The 15,736-nt window shown below is 67.6% G+C and carries 14 protein-coding genes; 6 read left to right on the top strand and 8 right to left on the bottom strand.

Annotation, left to right across the window (positions count from 1 at the left end; all coding sequences use genetic code 11):
* Window positions 1-179: 179 nt before the first annotated feature.
* Window positions 180-1,211, top strand: a complete 1,032-nt coding sequence (locus HUA75_RS08700) for a hypothetical protein (RefSeq protein WP_174477692.1) — start codon at window positions 180-182, stop codon at window positions 1,209-1,211.
* Window positions 1,212-1,295: 84 nt separating this feature from the next.
* Here the strand turns inward: HUA75_RS08700 and eno are convergent, their stop codons facing one another.
* From eno to HUA75_RS08675, 5 genes are all read right to left on the bottom strand, one after another.
* Entirely contained in the window at window positions 1,296-2,579 is a 1,284-nt protein-coding gene (gene eno, locus HUA75_RS08695; protein WP_174486102.1) for a phosphopyruvate hydratase, read from the bottom strand.
* Window positions 2,580-2,651: 72 nt separating this feature from the next.
* On the bottom strand, window positions 2,652-3,839 hold the full coding sequence (locus tag HUA75_RS08690) for a DUF3322 domain-containing protein (RefSeq protein WP_174486101.1): 1,188 nt from the start codon (window positions 3,837-3,839) through the stop codon (window positions 2,652-2,654).
* On the bottom strand, window positions 3,836-7,219 hold the full coding sequence (locus HUA75_RS08685) for an ATP-binding protein (RefSeq protein WP_174486100.1): 3,384 nt from the start codon (window positions 7,217-7,219) through the stop codon (window positions 3,836-3,838). The genes HUA75_RS08690 and HUA75_RS08685 overlap by 4 nt, the downstream gene beginning before the upstream one ends.
* The gene (locus HUA75_RS08680; protein WP_174486099.1) at window positions 7,216-7,830 is read right to left on the bottom strand and encodes a DUF4194 domain-containing protein; all 615 of its coding nucleotides are present in this window, start codon (window positions 7,828-7,830) and stop codon (window positions 7,216-7,218) included. The genes HUA75_RS08685 and HUA75_RS08680 overlap by 4 nt, the downstream gene beginning before the upstream one ends.
* Window positions 7,827-9,263 carry a DUF3375 domain-containing protein gene (locus HUA75_RS08675; RefSeq protein WP_174486098.1) on the bottom strand — a complete coding sequence of 479 codons (1,437 nt, stop codon included), beginning with the start codon at window positions 9,261-9,263 and terminating at the stop codon, window positions 7,827-7,829. The genes HUA75_RS08680 and HUA75_RS08675 overlap by 4 nt, the downstream gene beginning before the upstream one ends.
* Before the next feature lie 216 nt (window positions 9,264-9,479).
* Here HUA75_RS08675 and HUA75_RS08670 point away from each other — a divergent pair, with 216 nt between their 5' ends.
* Window positions 9,480-10,574 (top strand): LuxR C-terminal-related transcriptional regulator, encoded by a 1,095-nt coding sequence (locus HUA75_RS08670; protein WP_174486097.1) that lies wholly within the window; start codon window positions 9,480-9,482, stop codon window positions 10,572-10,574.
* A 54-nt stretch (window positions 10,575-10,628) separates the two neighbouring features.
* On the opposite strand, the gene HUA75_RS08665 is transcribed toward HUA75_RS08670, so the two are convergent.
* The 3 genes from HUA75_RS08665 to HUA75_RS08655 all read right to left on the bottom strand — a co-directional run bounded on the left by HUA75_RS08665 (window position 10,629) and on the right by HUA75_RS08655 (window position 12,597).
* The gene (locus tag HUA75_RS08665) at window positions 10,629-10,904 is read right to left on the bottom strand and encodes a DUF3892 domain-containing protein (RefSeq protein ID WP_174486096.1); all 276 of its coding nucleotides are present in this window, start codon (window positions 10,902-10,904) and stop codon (window positions 10,629-10,631) included.
* A 142-nt stretch (window positions 10,905-11,046) separates the two neighbouring features.
* On the bottom strand, window positions 11,047-11,718 hold the full coding sequence (locus HUA75_RS08660) for an iron-containing redox enzyme family protein (RefSeq protein WP_174486095.1): 672 nt from the start codon (window positions 11,716-11,718) through the stop codon (window positions 11,047-11,049).
* 72 nt (window positions 11,719-11,790) lie between these two features.
* Window positions 11,791-12,597, bottom strand: coding sequence for a GNAT family N-acyltransferase (locus HUA75_RS08655; protein ID WP_174486094.1), 807 nt, complete (start codon window positions 12,595-12,597; stop codon window positions 11,791-11,793).
* A gap of 270 nt (window positions 12,598-12,867) precedes the next feature.
* Here HUA75_RS08655 and HUA75_RS08650 point away from each other — a divergent pair, with 270 nt between their 5' ends.
* Genes HUA75_RS08650 through HUA75_RS08635 form a run of 4 tightly spaced genes read left to right on the top strand, consistent with a single transcriptional unit; the run spans window position 12,868 to window position 15,734 of the window.
* Window positions 12,868-13,470, top strand: a complete 603-nt coding sequence (locus HUA75_RS08650) for an RNA polymerase sigma factor (RefSeq protein WP_174486093.1) — start codon at window positions 12,868-12,870, stop codon at window positions 13,468-13,470.
* Window positions 13,451-13,834, top strand: coding sequence for a hypothetical protein (locus HUA75_RS08645; protein ID WP_174486092.1), 384 nt, complete (start codon window positions 13,451-13,453; stop codon window positions 13,832-13,834). Before HUA75_RS08650 ends, HUA75_RS08645 begins: the two co-directional genes overlap by 20 nt.
* The gene (locus tag HUA75_RS08640) at window positions 13,831-14,559 is read left to right on the top strand and encodes an ImmA/IrrE family metallo-endopeptidase (protein ID WP_174486091.1); all 729 of its coding nucleotides are present in this window, start codon (window positions 13,831-13,833) and stop codon (window positions 14,557-14,559) included. Before HUA75_RS08645 ends, HUA75_RS08640 begins: the two co-directional genes overlap by 4 nt.
* 2 nt (window positions 14,560-14,561) lie before the next feature.
* A complete protein-coding gene (locus tag HUA75_RS08635; protein WP_174486090.1) occupies window positions 14,562-15,734 on the top strand; it encodes a hypothetical protein in 1,173 nt (390 codons plus the stop codon).
* Window positions 15,735-15,736: the final 2 nt, after the last annotated feature.

Genomic DNA, 15,736 nt, shown 5'->3' with positions numbered 1-15,736 from the left:
TCCCCTCGGGTGGAGATGCGAGCACTCTGCATCAAGCCGTCGGACCTGTGAAGACAATCAAAACAATCCGACACATCATTACCAGACCAGAAGAATTATCATCCCTGATTGCCCATGACCACACTTGCCGACATTGCATGATTTACAGGCCCTCGGCACAAGCCGTAACATCCGACGCCGTGAGCGCACGGACGGACACCGCGGAGTTGTCGTGGGGTTGGGTTCGCAATCCCCGCTTCGACCTTCTCTTCATCGTGGGAACCGCGGGACTGGGCTGTGTCTTCGCCCTGGCCGCGTTGGCGAAACCCTCGCTATTCCCGCTGCTGCTGACCATCGACGTGTGGCTGCTCGGCTACCACCATGTGGTGTCGACCTTCACGCGGCTGGGCTTCGACGGGGAGAGCCGGCAACAGCACCGTTTCCACATCTGGGTGCTGCCGCTGCTCGTCTTCACGGGGACGTTCACCGTGTACAAGCTCGCGGGCGTCTGGCCGCTGATGAGCATCTACTTCTACTGGCAGGGGTGGCACTACCTGCGGCAGAGCTACGGCGTCAGCCGCATCCTGGACCGGGCCTCGCGCAGGCCGCCCTCGGACAATCCGGCCACGGTGTGGATGCTCTACCTCCTGCCCCTGGCGGGCCTGCTCCACCGCTCCGCGCAGGGCTCCACCACGTTCCTCAAGCTGGACGTGCGCATGCTGCCGGTGCCCCAGGAAGTCGCCTGGGTGGCCGCGGCCAGCGCGCTGGTGGCGGTGGCCGCCTGGGCGGTATTCCAGGTCCGCGCGCTGCGCTCCGGCACCGGCAGCCCCGTGCAGACGCTCTATCTGGCCACGCACGCGGGCATGTTCACGCTGGGCTACTTCGTCATCCCCAGCCTGGAGACGGGCTGGCTGGGCCTCAACGTGTGGCACAACGCGCAGTACATCCTCATCGTCTGGCTGTTCCACAACCGCCGCTTCGGGGACAAGGTGAGTCAGGCCCACCCGTTCCTCTCCACGCTCAGTCAGAGCCGGCGGATGCTCCACTACCTGGTGGTCTGCGTGGGGATTTCCGCGCTGCTCTACACCTTCATCCTCAAGGGACTCGGGTGGATTCCGGCGGCCAGCCTGCTCATCGTCCAGACGCTCAACTTCCACCACTACATCGTCGACAGCCTCATCTGGAAGGTGAGGCAGCCGGCGGTGCGGCGCAACCTGGGGCTCGCGGCGTGAGCCCCGCCGTCACGCGGACCTTCCCCGCCCGCGTGACGGACGGCACGACGGCCGGACGACTCCGCCCGGCCGCCGACGCGCGCCTCAGGCCCCCACGCGCAGCACGGAGCGGCCGCCGTAGCGGGCCTGCTTGCCCAGCTCCTGCTCGATTCGGATGAGCTGGTTGTACTTCGCGGTGCGGTCCGCGCGGGACAGCGAACCCGTCTTGATTTGACCGCAGTTGGTGGCGACGGCCAGGTCCGCGATGGTGGCGTCCTCCGTCTCACCGGAGCGGTGGGACATCACGGCGGTGTAGCCCGCCTTGTGCGCCATCTCCACGGCGGCCATGACCTCCGACAGCGTGCCAATCTGGTTGACCTTCACCAGGATGGAGTTGGCGATGCCGTTCTTGATGCCGTCGGCCAGCCGCGTCACGTTGGTGACGAACAGGTCATCGCCAACAATCTGGATCTTCTTGCCGATGCGGTCCGTGAGCAGCTTCCAGCCGGCCATGTCGTCCTCGGCCAGCCCGTCCTCGATGGAGACGATGGGGTACTTCGCCGCCAGCCCCTCCAGGTACTTCACGTGCTCTTCGATGGAGCGCTTCTCGCCCTCGCCCTCGTAGTCGTAGACGCCGCCCTTGAAGAACTCGCTGGCGGCACAGTCCAGCGCCAGGGCGATGTCCTCGTTGGGGCGGTAGCCGGCCTTCTCGATGGACTTCATGATGAAGTCGAGCGCCTCTTCGGCGTTCTTGAGGTTCGGCGCGAAGCCGCCCTCGTCGCCCACGTTGGTGCCGTGGCCGGCCTCGGACAGGCCCTTCTTCAGGGTGTGGAAGACCTCGGCGCCCATGCGCACCGCCTCGGAGAGCGACTTGGCTCCCACGGGCATGATCATGAACTCCTGGAAGTCGATGGGGTTGTCCGCGTGTGCGCCGCCGTTGATGATGTTCATCATCGGCACGGGCAGCAGGTTGGCGGAGACGCCACCCACGTAGCGGTAGAGCGGCAACCCGCGCGCGGCGGCGGCGGCCTTCGCCACGGCCAGCGACACGCCGAGGATGGCATTGGCGCCGAGCTTCTTCTTGTTCGGCGTGCCGTCGAGGGCAATCATCGTCTGGTCGATTTCGAGCTGCGCCTCCGCGTTCATCCCGCGGACCGCGTTGAACAGCTCGTTGTTCACCGCGGAGACGGCCTTCAGCACGCCCTTGCCAAGGTAGCGACTCTTGTCGCCGTCCCTCAGCTCCACGGCCTCGTGCGTACCCACCGAGGCACCGGAGGGAACCGCGGCGCGACCGCGAATGCCGTTCTCCAGGATGACATCGACTTCGACAGTGGGATTGCCGCGACTGTCGAGAATCTCACGGCCTACGACACCGACGATTGTAGTCATCGCGCCTTCGTAGCGAAGCGGTCCCAGTGCGTCAAGACACGAGTCCCCGAGCGAACCGGGGCATCTCCTGACTCACGCGGACAGTCGGGCCAGGGTGTTCTCCACCCAGCGAAAGCCGATGTGTTCCTGCTCCAGTCGGACGCGCTCGCCCAGCCGCTGATGGCGAAGGTCCTCGTAGAGCGCGGCCTCCGACTCGGTGAGTCGCGACAGCGTGCCCCGGTGAGGCTTGTCCTCCTCCACCCAGTGCGCCGTGTGCGCCAGCAGCACGTCGCGGTCCATCAGCAGGGAATGGACGCGGGGATGGTGCGCGCGCAATCGGTCGAGGATGGCGAAGCCATGCGTGTCGATGTCGCCCCAGTAGTACACGCAGGTCGAGGACAGCCAGGGCAACGCGCCGAGCGGCTCCAGCGCGTATCCCAGGCCGAGGATGACCAGGCTCCGCGGGACACAGGGGAACGCGAGGCCGTTGACGTCATTCTCGGTGATGAACACGCGCTCGACGCGAGGCCGCAGCGCCGCCAGCTCGGAGACCGTCACGGTCAGGTCCGACAACAGGCCTTCGAGATAGAGGGCCGGATCCAGGAAGCGAAAGTGGACGCGGAGTGGCTTCGTGCGCAGGCCGAAACGGGACGCGAAGTCACGCACCGGGAGGCGCTCGCGCACTGACGGCTGCACCTCTTCCTGCAGGTCCATCAGGAGTCCCTGGTGCTTCTCGATGAACTTCGAGTCCACCCCAGGAAGGTCCACCTGTCGCATGTACCGCCCGGAGTGCGGGTGGGTGAGGAACCAGTCCAACGCCACGAGCACCCGCGCCCACTCGGCCTCGCGCTCCAGGAGCACCTGGGGGCGCCGAACCAACCACTCGCGCAGCGACGGGAAGCGAGCAAGCGTCTGGTTCGCCAGCGCGTCGAAGCGCCGGGCCTCGCTCGATTTGCGCAACAACACGAGCGCGCTCTCCCGGGTGGGGACGATGACGCACCGGGGCACCCGGTTCGCTCCGAGCTGGCGGTGGCGCACTTCCGACCACTCCACGTGCAAACCCGAGCCGCCCTGGGACTCGCCTTCCCACTCACGGACCCACTGGCGGGCCTCGTCGAACCGGGCCGCCAGCTCCGCCCCCTCTGGCCGGCGCAGGCGCAGGCTCAACGGAAAGAGCGCCTCGCCGGAGAGCGGGGCCGAGAGGATGCGGCCCGAGTCCCAGACGCGCCGGACCTGCTCCCGCACGTTCGCCGGAGTGGTCCATGCGAGCACCCGGCTCATGCGCTCCGGGCCTCTCGCTCGGCGTGGTACTGCTCGATGGTGAGGTTGCGAACCCGGGAGCGGCGGCCCTCCTCGTTGTGGACGTAACCCACGCTGGCCACGTACGGCTCGATGACGCGAATCTTCTGCAGCGGCGTCACGATGAGCAGTTGCAGGTCCAGGCGGCGGAACAGCTCCAGCCCATACGACGCCGACTCGTCCGAGCCGCGCCCGAAGGCCTCGTCGATGACCACGAAGCGGAACGAGCGCGAGCGCGTCTCGCCCCACTGCAGGCCAAACTGGTAGGCCAGGCTCGCGGCCAGCACCGTGTACGCGAGCTTCTCCTTCTGTCCGCCCGACTTGCCGCCCGAGTCCGCGTAGTGCTCGTGCTCCTGGTCATCCGCGCGCCAGCGCTCCGAGGCGGAGAAGCTGAACCAGTTGCGCACGTCCGTCACCCGCTGCGTCCACTTCGCATCCGCGTCGGCCTCGCCCACTCGCCCCCGGAAGCGCTCGATGATGCGCTTCACCTCCAGGAACTTCTGCTCGGAGTACGCGTCATCCTCCGAGCCCGTGAGCGTGCCCTCCGTGCAGGCGCGCAGGTCCTGCTGGAACTCGCGGATGTCGGCGTCCGCCGTCGGCACCAGCTCCAGGACGATGTAGCGGTCCGGGTTGTAGTCGATGGCCCGCAACGAGCGGTTGATGGTGTCCACCCGCTCGCGGATGCCGTGGCGCTCCCGGTGGAGCTGCGCCTGGAAGTTGGCCACCTCGCGGATGGTGTTCTCGTTCAAGAGGCTCTTGAAGCGCGCCTCGAAGCGCGGCAGGTCGTCCGCGCGCAGCGAGCCGAGCAGCCCCACGTACTCCGCCGCGGCCTCCAGGCTCGCCGCCAGCTCCTGGGTCTCCAGCGGAAACTCGGTGCGATACGCCTGCATCGCGGCAAGGAGGGCATCCCGCACCCGCTCCTGCTTGCGCGCCTCGCTGTCGATGCGCGCCTGGAGCCGCTCGCGCACCTGCCGCTCCCGCTCGTCGCACGCGTCCGCTTCGAGCGCCGCGCCCCCCTGCCCCTCCGCGCAGAGCGTGGCCACGCGCGGGTAGCAGGCCCGGATGGACTCTGACGTCTCTCCCATCGTTCGCTGGCACGCCGTCAGCGTCCGCCGCGTCGCATCCTCCTTCTCCTCCAGGCGTCCCTGGCGCTTCTCCACGGCCTTCAAGGCCTGCTCGGTCGCCGCCAGCTCCTTCTCGACGGCGTCGAGCTCCCGCTCGAAACCCCTGAGCACGTCGGACTCGCCCTCCAGGGCCTTGAGTCGCTCCTCCCTCCGCTGGATGTCGCTGGCGACCAGACGCCAGTCGAGCTCCCGGAAGGTGTCGAAGACGGCGAGCTGGCCCAGTTGCTCGCCCTGGGTCTGCAGCCGCGCGTGGCGCTGTTCGAGCGCCTCCCACCGCGCGGTGGCCGCCTGGATTCTCGCTTCCAAGGCGCGGGACTCCGACTCCAGCGCCTGACGCTTGGTGTCGTTCGTCCAGCCCAGCACCCACTGCGAGCGGTCGTCGATGCGGCGCCGGTCGTCCTTCAAGTGCCGCTCCCCGCCCGACTTCACCTGTCCCGAGCGAGAGAGCGCCTGACGTGAGCGCACGAACTGCTCCGTCGTGTCGCAGCACGTGTAGTCGAACTGCCGGGCGAGCTGCGCCTCCAGCCACGGCGCCATGCTGGAGCCCGGCTTGAGGGCGAGCTTGTGCGGAAGGGACTCGGGCCGCGCCGGTGGCACCCGCGTCAGGCCCTCTTCCCGGACGCGGTAGTAGACGAGCCGCTCGTTCAGATGGGTGCGGTCCACCCACTGACTGACCCGCGCGTAGTCGGAGTCAGGCACCAGCAGGGACACGCCCAGCGAGTACAGCACGCGCTCGATGGCACCCGTCCAGTCGCGCGCCTCGTCGCGGATTCGCAGCAGCTCTCCGGCGAACGGGAGCACGTCCTCGGACAGTTGGAGGTCCGCGCACAGCCGGGCCCGGAGATGGAGGAAGCGCGCCGGGATGTTGGAGCGCTGACGACGCAGCGCCTCAAGCTCCACGGACACGGCCTCGTGCGCCTTCTTCATGTCACGCAGGTCCATGACGACCTCCGTGCGGGTGTTCTGCACCTCCGCCAGCTCGCTCGCGGTCGCCTCGCGCTGGAGCTGGACCGAGCGTGCATTGGAGAGGAAGACCTCCAGCTCCGTCGCGGCTGGCAGGCCCACGGCCTGGGCCATCCGCGAGTAGCGGTCCGCCTTCCGCAGGCGCTCGTCCCGCTCATGTCTGCGCTGCACCAACTCCGCCTTCTCCGTCTCCAGGCGGTCTCCCCCGTTGGCGGAGATGGACTGACGCAGCCTGTCCCGGTCCGCCCCGTGCCGCTCGCGCTGCTCCCGCACCTGCTCCGCCTGGAGGCGCACCTGCTCGCGCTCCGCCTCCAGGCTGGCCAGCCGCGCCTCGAACAGTCGCGCCTTCTGCTCGGAGAACCAGGGCCGCAGGGCGTCGCGGCAGCTTCGCAGCGCGTCGAGTTCCGTGGACAGGGCGGTGAAGCGCTCATGGTCCGCCACCAGCGGCTCCAGTCGGCTCACCTGCCGCTTCGCCTTGAGGACCGCTTCGTGCGCGCGGTGGAGGTCATCGAAGTGACCCATGAGCGCCGCGAGCCGCGTCTCCACGTCGAAGGGAGGCAGCATGTGCTGGCGCACGAAGTCCGTCAGGTTGCCCACGGACTTCATCGACACCGTCTGGAGGAACAGGTCCAACGCCTGCTCGTTCTCCAGCCCGAAACGTCGCCGGAAGGCCGCCTGATACGGAGGGAACGTCTCATGGACTTCGCGCGAGAGGTCCTTGAGGCGCTTCTTCAGCGCGTTCAGGTCCGAGCCGCAGCGAGAGAAGTGCTCGGTGATGGAGAGCTTCCCATCCGCGACCACGTACAGCCGGGCGGGCTGGCCCTCCGGCTCGCGCATCCACATGACCTGGGCGAGCGTGACGTCCTGGCCATAACCCTCGTTGTGGAAGTGGGCGAGCAGCACCGAGTACGTCGGCGCGTCGCGGAGGAAGACGGGCCTGGCGCCCATCCCTCCCTCGCCGCGCTCGGACTTGTACTGGCCTCGCACATAGGAGCGCAGTGAGCGCTCCCGGGCCTCCGCGCCCGCCGCCTTGTTGTAGGCGAGCTTCTGGGGCGGCACGAACAGCGTCACCAGGCCGTCCACCAGCGTCGACTTGCCCGAGCCGATATCCCCGGTGAGCAGTCCGCTCTCGCCCTGGAGCTCCAGGTGCCACACGCGGTCGTGGAAGGTGCCCCAGTTGTAGACCTCGAACCGGCGCAGTCGAAACCCCGCGCGCTCGTTGGGGGCGCCGATATCCAACAGGTCCGCCTGCGTGAGAGGACGCACCGTGCTCATTCCACACCTCCGGGTTGTTTCTCGACGAGCTGGTCGCGGTAGGCCGCGAGCCGCTGCTCGAAGTCCTCCAGCCACTGCGCATCGACGAATGCCTTCAGGATGCGGCGGACCTCGAAGGTGTCCTCCTCCCCCAGCCTTCGGAGGAACCCCATCTCCAGCGCCCGCTCGATGTCCTGATTCACGCGCTCCACCCACCGGACCTCGTTGGTGCCATCCGGGAGGAACAGCCTCACCAGCTCTTGCAGCTCATGGCGCCGGAGCACCAACCGACCGCCACCCGCCGCGGCGTCCGCATCCGCGAGCTTCTTGCGCAGCAGCGCGAACAACAGACTCAGGCCATATCCCAGCTGTCTGCGCGCGATGAGCCGGGGCAGCTCGGATGTGCCCTCCCCCTCCGAGCGCTGTCGCAAGAACGCGTGGCCCTCCGACTCGTCGAGCATCAACCGCATGCCCAGCACGGACACCTGGTCCCGCACGCGGGCTTGCAGTTGGAGCAGGGACTGCCACAGCGCGGAGTTGTCCTCGCGGTAGACAACACCTTTCAAGAGGGAGACCACGACGAGTGACAGGGCATCGGGACCTTCGGAGGGACGCGGAGCGGGGGTCGTCATCGGAGGAAGAGCACCAGGGGAAGGGTGGCGCGGCGCGGGTGGCCGCTCGCGTCGGTCCAGAAGAGTTCTTGCGTACGGGCCTCATCGACCGAGGAGCGCCTGTCCTCGGAGGCCAGGCTCAGGTAGACGACCAGCTCCGCGAGGCCGTGTTGCAAGGGGTGCTCCCGCACCAGCTCCGCCAGGGAGATCTGCTCGCGTGACTGGAGGGCCTCGCGGACGTGCGTCTTCAACCGCGCCTTGTCGATGAACGCGAGGTTGAAGAGGGCCTCGGAGGGCACGTCCTCGGTCGCCTCCAGCACCTCCTCGTCCGCCATCCGGGTGCGCGCGGGCGGTGAGTACATGGGACGCTCCAGCGGAAGGTCGAGCGTGGGTGCCAGCTCGTCGAGCGACATGAGGGACACGGCGGGAGGCCGCGTGCGCACGGCGAGGGCGTGTTTCTCGATGCCGCGCAGCACCTGGAGGATGCGGCGGTTCTCCAACCAGACGCGGTCATCCAGGAAGCGGCGGAGCTGACCGGACAGCCTCGCCACGGTGCGCTGGGTGTGCTCGCCCGCCTCCAGCCAGTCGAAGTGGATTCGCGGCAGGCGCGAGTCCGGCTGGAGCGATTGAATGGCGGGATGGGCCAGCACGCGCTCCAGGTTCCGGGTGAGCGCCTCCTTGCGCTCGGGGGACATGAGGAAGTCCCAGAAGGCGCGGAAGCTTCGCCCCTGGTCGGAGCCATTGATGGCGTCTCGTTCGCCCAGCACCGTCTCCAGGAGCTCGCCGCGCGTTCCCTCCCACGTCGCGATGCGCTCACGCACGCGCCGGTCCAGCGCATGGAAGCCATCCTCCAGCGCCCGGAAGTCGGACAGCAGTCCGCGCGCGGTGTCGGACATCTGCTGGAAGCGGTCCTTGAGAGCGGACTCATCCATCAGGTCCAGGTGGCCGGCGCGCACGCGGGCGATCTCCGCCTCCACTTCGGCCTTGCGGCGCTCCAGCTCCACGAGCCGGGCCTCGGGGTCGGGCTCGGTGCCCTCGGTCATCTCCTGGAGGAGATGGAAGACGGTGAGCAATCGGGACTCGGTGCCCACGAAGGGCTGCTCGGTGAGCTGGCTCAACCAGCGGATGGCGCGCTCCGCCGCGGGCGTCAGGTCGAAGTGCGGTTCATCCGTGTCGGGCGGATAGAACTTGCGCAGCCAGCCCGCGCTGTCGGCGGCCCACTCGTCGAGATACGCGCCAGCACTTCGAGGAAACGCGGCCTCCCCGCGCCGCTCCCGGAGGGCGTGCAGATGGTCTTCGAGGCGCAGCACCAGTTCCCGTTGGGGCGTGGCGCGGGCGTTGGATTCGACGAAGACGCGGTGGAGGAAGCTGACGATGAGGGAGGCGTGGTCCGCGACGAGCAGCCGCCATGCGGGATGCTTCAGTCGCAGGGTTTCGAGCGTCGCGAAGTCCATGAAGTATCACCCTTACACCGCGCCTCTGACATGCCCGGGTGACCCCACGGGGCGGTTGTGTTGATGAAAAGTGGGCGTCTTGCCTGGTTGGTTGCCTGCCCGCGAGAAGCCAGGCACTCCGCTCGCTGGACGCGGGGCGAGGGCCTCTGGCGGGATGCGACGTGAAGCCGGACATCGTGGTCTCGCGCGGGGACACCTCCGCGCGTTGGAGGACGGATGGAACTGGCCGTCGACCTCACTTCACACGAGCAGCGAATCTTCTCCGGCCTGATGGAGGGGCTGATCAGCTCGGTTCACCTGCCCGCGCTGTTGGGACAACTACAGGAATCCCTTCCCAAGCTGGTCGCCGCGGACTGCGTCGCACTCTGCGTCTCCCGACCTGGACGACCATCGGACTATGACTGGATGGTGAGCGGTGGCCCCGCGAGGCTGCTCGCGGAATATGCCGCACTGGCCCCTGTCGACTTCGTGAGACCCGCCGTCTTCAGCTCCCCTGGAACAGTCTTCCGCGATGTCGAGATGCTTCCGCCGGGGACGATGAAGAAGACCGCGCTGTATCGACGGAGCCAACAGCTGTCGCTCCGATTGCAGCATGTCCAAGCGGTGTTGCTGACACTCCAGCCGGAGTGGCACGCCGGTCTCACGCTCTACCGCGATCATCCCCTCCCCTTCTCCGACAGGGACCGCGCCATCCATCAGTGGCTGACGCCACTCCTCGCGAAGGCCGTTCTCAACTGCCGCACGTTCGAGTCCACCTCCATCGGAAGCCGCCTCCTGGACGTCCTCTTCCAGCGCCGGGATGCCGCATACGTCGTTGTGGTCTCTCCCGGGCTTGAGAAGTTCCGCACGCAGCGCGCCCAGTTCCTGATGGAGCGCTGGTTCATGCCCTCCGACCGCGACGGCTCAGGCCTGCCCAAGAAGCTGGTGGAGCGTCTCAAGCTCTTGGATCGTGCGGAGACAGCCCCGCCTTCTGCCCCGGACACGCTCACCTTCCTGCGTCCCGACGGACTGCTGACGGCGACCTTCGCTCGCATGCCGACGGAGGACGGCTCGCACCTGTGGGCCATCGTGCTTGAGGAGTCTCCCCACGCCGTCCCCCTTCCTGGGGATCTGGGTGCCAGGCTGACTCAACGTCAGCGCGAAGTTGTCATGCTGATGCTCGAAAACCTGAGCAACGAACGCATCGCCGAGGAACTTGGCATCAGCCTCTACACGGTGAAGGCGCACATCAAGACCAGCTTCAAGAAGCTGAGCATGGATAAGCGCACCGACCTCTTCTATGAGGCGGCTCGGCGCCTCAAGCCCGTGTGAGAGACCCGCGCCACCGCCGCCCGCTGATGGAGGAGCCGGGCGGCGGCGACGGCATCAGAAGTGAGGAAGCTTGAGCAGGTTGTCCGTGGTCGTCTCGTTCGCTTCAGTGCGGAGGTAGGGCGGGTTCGCATTCACGGGAACGACCCGGACGTCGACTCCGGGCTTCGCTTTGACGAACGCGCTGTTGCCGGATTGCACCCACTGCACCATCACCGGTCGACTGCTCTGGCCGTCGCGCTGGCCCTTCTCGCCCTCGTCCCACCTGAATTCGGTGATGTGCTCCAGCCCGGTTCCACCACTCAAACGAATCCCCGTGATGTAGCGCTTCATGGCTCTCCTCGACGTGAAGGGTGAATGAAGACAGGGACGCCAGGAGGCGCCCCCCCTCTCCTCCCAGGCCCCTGTCTTCGAGTCGCAGGATGCGCATTCACTGAGCACCGCGTCTCTACCCCCTGGGTGGTAGCGCCAGCCCCTATCGCTCCCGGAAGAAGCCCGGATACAGCACGCGCGTGGTGCGCGCGGAGAGGATGAGCGCCGCCTGCTCCTCCGGGTCTTCGAGCGCGCGCAACACCTCGGCGAGCTGCTCGACATGGTCTCCGTCCACGTCTCCGTGCCCGCGCAGGAACGTCACGGCCTTGCGGATGTTCGGGATGCGCTCGGCGGCGATGAGTCGCTCCACCGTCGCACCCGCCCGCTGCACGGACAGCGACTCCAACACATACGCCGTCCCGAGGAACGCCGTCGGCACTCCCGCCCGCGTCGTGTATTGGTTCCACCCGACATAGGCCTTCACGGCGGCGCAGCACTCCGTCGCCTCGACCCGTTCGGCCGACCAGCCCAGGTTCTTCAGGTCCGCGAGCAACCACCGCTCGTGCCCATGCTCCTCGTCGGACTTGCTCAGGAGCAGCTCCGCCAACGCGGGGTGCAAACCCAGCCGACGCATCCGCAACCCGGCGCCCTCCAGCAGCGGCGTGGTCCACCGCACGTAGTGGTACGTCTGCGCCAGATAGTGGGCATACCCCTCCGAGTCGATACGCCCCTCGAAGAGCCGCCGCGCCGCGGGGTTCTCGTCCAGCACTCGCACGAGCCCACGCGCCTCCTGCTCCAGCGCCGCAACCCAATCGTTCTCATTCTGTGTCCGCACGCACGTCTCCTGTCCGGAGCCTCGTCGGCTTCCGGTCGAATTGAACCGAAGTGAAGGGGAAACAGGTCCGGCCTACCCCGCGCGCAGCACGTCTCCGTCCAGGTCCGCGAACCGCGCGAGCGTGCTCGTCGGCACGTCATCCAGCGCGGCCACCAGCGGCAGGGAGAACCGACGGAAGCCCGCGTCGTAATGCGGAGCACCGACGAACCTCGCGCCCATCTTCTGCGCGAACAACGACAGCACCGGGGGCATGCGCAGTCCGTCGAATAGCCCCCGCGCCGCGCTCTCTCGCTCCAGGGCACTGTAGAGCAGCGCGCTCGGAGCCTCCGGCGACTGGGACGCCTGGAGCGCACGGACCCGCCAGCGCGAACTCACCCAGCTCCGACGCGACGCCACCTCGACGACGAGCCGCGCATCCTCCGCCGAGTCCGTCTCCATGTTGGCGGACGCAATCCAGTGCGTCACCCCGCGCCGACGGCTCTCTTCGTAGAGCCCCGCCTGCAACCGGAGCAACGCCTCCGAGTGTCGCCAGCGCTTCAAGATGCAGAAGCGCGTGCTCTCCGCGAACACGAGCCCCGGACCGCCGACACCCTCCAGGTCCAGCTTCTGCTCCAGCTCGATGCCAAGCGGTCCCCCCGTCACCCGCGCCACCTCCGCGTTGGGCAACAGCAGGCGCGAAGTCGCCACCGGCTCCACGCCCGCGTAGACGACCAGGTGCACGGTGGTCTCCAACGTGTCGAAGCAGCTCACCTCACGCCGCGACGGTGGCGGCGCTCCCAACAGCAAGCGCAGCTCTCCTCCAAAGACAGCCCAGCGGACACGAAGCGCGTCATCCAACTCACGCTGGGTGGTCGCGACTCGGCAGGTCAGTGATGACATGGGTCCTCACACGGCGAATGGGTCCAGGCACGGCGTTTCGCCGTCCCCCTTCCCTTTCGTCGCAAGGCACCGAAGTGCGGCGACGTCTTCGCGACCCTGTCCTCATGGGCATACCACCCAGGAGGTACAGACGCGGAGCCTGTCCGGTAACAACCTCTGACGACAATGCCCGGTCGCGCGCACGTCGAACTCCATGGAACGGTGCCGAATGAGCACACACGACGCGGTCATTGCGTGAACGGAGCAACAAGCTCCCGGCGAGGTGTGGGGATGCGCTATCCATCGAAAGCGGAGGAAGAGGCGCTGCACGCGAAGATCCTCCAGAAAGACGTCACAGCTCCCGCGGAGGTCCATCGCGCCTTCATGGACGTCATCATCCACGTGCTGGACCGCGAGGTGCCGTGTCGTCATCGGGAGGTCGCTCACGACTCCGCCATCGACGCCGTGCTCCACTACCTGAAGGCCCCCGAGCGCTTCGACCCGCACCGGGGCCGGCTCTCCACCTATCTGACGCAAATCGCCAAGAAGCGGGCCCTGGACCGACGCCGCACCCTGGAGAAGCGGGAGCTGCGCGAACAAAAATACGCGGGTGAATTCGAACTCGTGGCCCGGTCTCCGAAGGAGGCCCTGGAGGCCACGGTGGAGGCACGTCTGCTCATGGACAGGCTGGAGAGCTCTGGGCTCGTCCCGGAGGAGCAAGCGTTCCTGCGGCTCGTCCTCCAGGGCGAAGGCTCCACCGAGCGGCTCGCGGTGGCGCTCGGCCTGGGACCACTGCCAGAGGACGAGCGCCGACGTCAGGTGAAGCGCCACCGAGACCGCCTGATGAAGCGGTTGCAACGCCTGGGAAGAGAGGATGTCGATGTCGACCCCTGATTGGCTGGAGCAGGCGGCACGGCGCAGCGCACGCGAGCCGTGGACGCTCGGCCATGCATTCGAGCGCTACCGCGAACTGGAAGAGCGCACCTGGGAGCAGCTCGTCGAGGACCTGGACTGCACGGAGGAACAAGTCCAATGGCTGTCACTTTGTCGACGTCCGGAGCGTGAGGCCTTTTCCGAGCAGGTGGCCCAGCTCGCGAAACGTTTTGAAGTGGATCTCCGGCGGCTCACCCGGGTTCTCCGGCGCGGGCAGGTCATGGATGCTCTGGGGCAAGCAGGAGCAAACGGCGGGGGCACTGGTGAGAACTCCCTGCTGGTGGCCGCGAGAGACCGTTCCGACAAGGACGAGACGAACTCATGACGGGGCGCTGGCTGGAGGAGGCCGTGGCGACGTCCAGGTTGCCCGTGCCCCAGGTGTTTCCAAGGAACCTGGACGCGGAGGTGGATGGCTTCCTCGACGTCTCCCTCGAGTCGCTCCCGAACCTGACCTCCGGGGGCGTGAGCCGGTGGCTCGCGAAGCGAGGCGTCCATCACCGGGTGGCGGACACGGAGCGCGGGCTGCATGGCTGCATGGTGGCCCATGTGGGAAACGCCATGCTGCTCCTGGACAGCCAGGACTCTCCCGAGGAGCAGCGCTTCACCCTGGCACACGAGGTCGCCCACTTCGTGCTCGACCATCTGCTGCCACGGGCCTGGGCCTTGAGGGCCTTTGGCGCGTCGATTCAGCCAGTGCTGGACGGACTGCGCGCGCCGACGCCACAAGAAGTGCTGTCCTCCCACTTCGACGACGTACCCCTCGGGGTCCAGGTGAAGCTCATGGACCGGAGTCCCTCGGGCACCATCCAGACCTCCAAGGTGGTGGAGGCCGAGCGACGCGCGGACCGGCTGGCCTATGAGCTGCTGGCGCCCGCTTCATACGCGCAAGAGACCTTGAGCGACGGGCCCGTGGAGTCGCGCGCCCAACGACTCTCCGCGCGGTTCGGGCTCACCCCGTGGGGAGCGCGCGAGTACATCCAACTGCTGCTCCCCCGGCAGCGTCCCCAGCGATTCTCGCTCGTGGAGATGCTGGGCGGAGCCCGGAGGTAGACATGGCGGGTGGGGACCATGACGAGCTGTATGGCGACGAGGACTTCCTGGCCGACTATGGCGAGGACCTGGGCACGACGCTCGACCTCGACACCTGGCTCCCAGGGTTCGACCTCGAGCGGGTGATGACGCGAATCCGCCAGGAGCTCGCCCAGGCCGTGAGCAAGGAAGACCAGCTGCGCGCCATCATCCGCGCGGAGATCCTCCCGCTCATCAGCGGACGACCGGGAGGGCCTCGGGAAGCAGGGCTGTACCAGGCCACCGCCGACCAGTTGGAGACCATCTATCAGACCCTCTTGTTCGCGGGCCGGGTGGAGGCGGTGAATGGCACCTTCGCGTCCTACGAGAGCCTGCCCATCGGCATCACCCAGATTGGCATCGCCATCGTCGGCTACGAGGGCACCGCGGGCACCTTCTCCCAGCGCCTGTTCCGCAAGGAGATGGCGGAGAAGCACAGCAACCTCCTCCAGGAGGTCTACGCCTGCATCGACCGCCGGCAGGAGAACTCCAGTTCAGCGCGAGCGGCGCCCTACTCCCGGCTGGCCCGACGAGGCATCCGCGCCTACGCGGAGCGGTCGGCCCTGGTGGACAAGTCGAGCGCGGAGTGGCGAATCGGGCAGGGCAATCCGTGTGCGTATGACCTGCTCACAGGCTCCGGATATCTGCGGCTGCTGGACGCGTCGCTCGGCACGCTGCGGCGGCTCATCCTCCGGCACAAGAAGTTCGTGTTCGTGAACTCCGTGCTGGAGGACCGGGGCTGGCTGACGCTGGGCAGCTCGCTCCAGCCCGGCGAATACGTGGTCATCGAGTCACTCGAACGCTTCGGCGAGCAGGTCCTCGGGCGATGGCAATATGACCCCGGCAGCCTGCGGCGCGTGGAGGACTTCGTGCAGGAGTGCTGTCCGGAGGTTCTCACCGGCGTGTTCCGGACCTCCGGGCTGGCGCCTCCCCGCCTGTTCCATGCGCACCGCGAGCACATCCACATGGCGGCGCGCATCGCCATGGCGGACAGCCTCCTGCGCCCCGCGCGCGGCTTCCCCCTGCTGCTCGACGTGGCCGAGACGACCTGTCGAGGCGCCTTTGGCGAAGACGGCTTCCAGGGCCTCATCCAGGAGGCCTACACGCTGAACGGCGCGGGACTCCAGTACTTCAGCGGCCACAAGCAACGCAGGTAGGG

Origin of the sequence: Myxococcus sp. CA040A, assembly GCF_013336725.1 — a bacterium.
Classification (GTDB): domain Bacteria; phylum Myxococcota; class Myxococcia; order Myxococcales; family Myxococcaceae; genus Myxococcus; species Myxococcus llanfairpwllgwyngyllgogerychwyrndrobwllllantysiliogogogochensis.
This window is presented reverse-complemented; position numbering and strand designations above follow the sequence as displayed.

Coding starts and splice junctions, on each gene's coding strand:
- eno (WP_174486102.1), bottom strand. CDS start 2,579: ATGACTACAATCGTCGGTGTCGTAGGCCGTGAGATTCTCGACAGTCGC.
- HUA75_RS08685 (WP_174486100.1), bottom strand. CDS start 7,219: ATGAGCACGGTGCGTCCTCTCACGCAGGCGGACCTGTTGGATATCGGC.
- HUA75_RS08680 (WP_174486099.1), bottom strand. CDS start 7,830: ATGACGACCCCCGCTCCGCGTCCCTCCGAAGGTCCCGATGCCCTGTCA.
- HUA75_RS08690 (WP_174486101.1), bottom strand. CDS start 3,839: ATGAGCCGGGTGCTCGCATGGACCACTCCGGCGAACGTGCGGGAGCAG.
- HUA75_RS08675 (WP_174486098.1), bottom strand. CDS start 9,263: ATGGACTTCGCGACGCTCGAAACCCTGCGACTGAAGCATCCCGCATGG.
- HUA75_RS08650 (WP_174486093.1), top strand. CDS start 12,868: ATGCGCTATCCATCGAAAGCGGAGGAAGAGGCGCTGCACGCGAAGATC.
- HUA75_RS08635 (WP_174486090.1), top strand. CDS start 14,562: ATGGCGGGTGGGGACCATGACGAGCTGTATGGCGACGAGGACTTCCTG.
- HUA75_RS08665 (WP_174486096.1), bottom strand. CDS start 10,904: ATGAAGCGCTACATCACGGGGATTCGTTTGAGTGGTGGAACCGGGCTG.
- HUA75_RS08645 (WP_174486092.1), top strand. CDS start 13,451: ATGTCGATGTCGACCCCTGATTGGCTGGAGCAGGCGGCACGGCGCAGC.
- HUA75_RS08640 (WP_174486091.1), top strand. CDS start 13,831: ATGACGGGGCGCTGGCTGGAGGAGGCCGTGGCGACGTCCAGGTTGCCC.
- HUA75_RS08670 (WP_174486097.1), top strand. CDS start 9,480: ATGGAACTGGCCGTCGACCTCACTTCACACGAGCAGCGAATCTTCTCC.
- HUA75_RS08655 (WP_174486094.1), bottom strand. CDS start 12,597: ATGTCATCACTGACCTGCCGAGTCGCGACCACCCAGCGTGAGTTGGAT.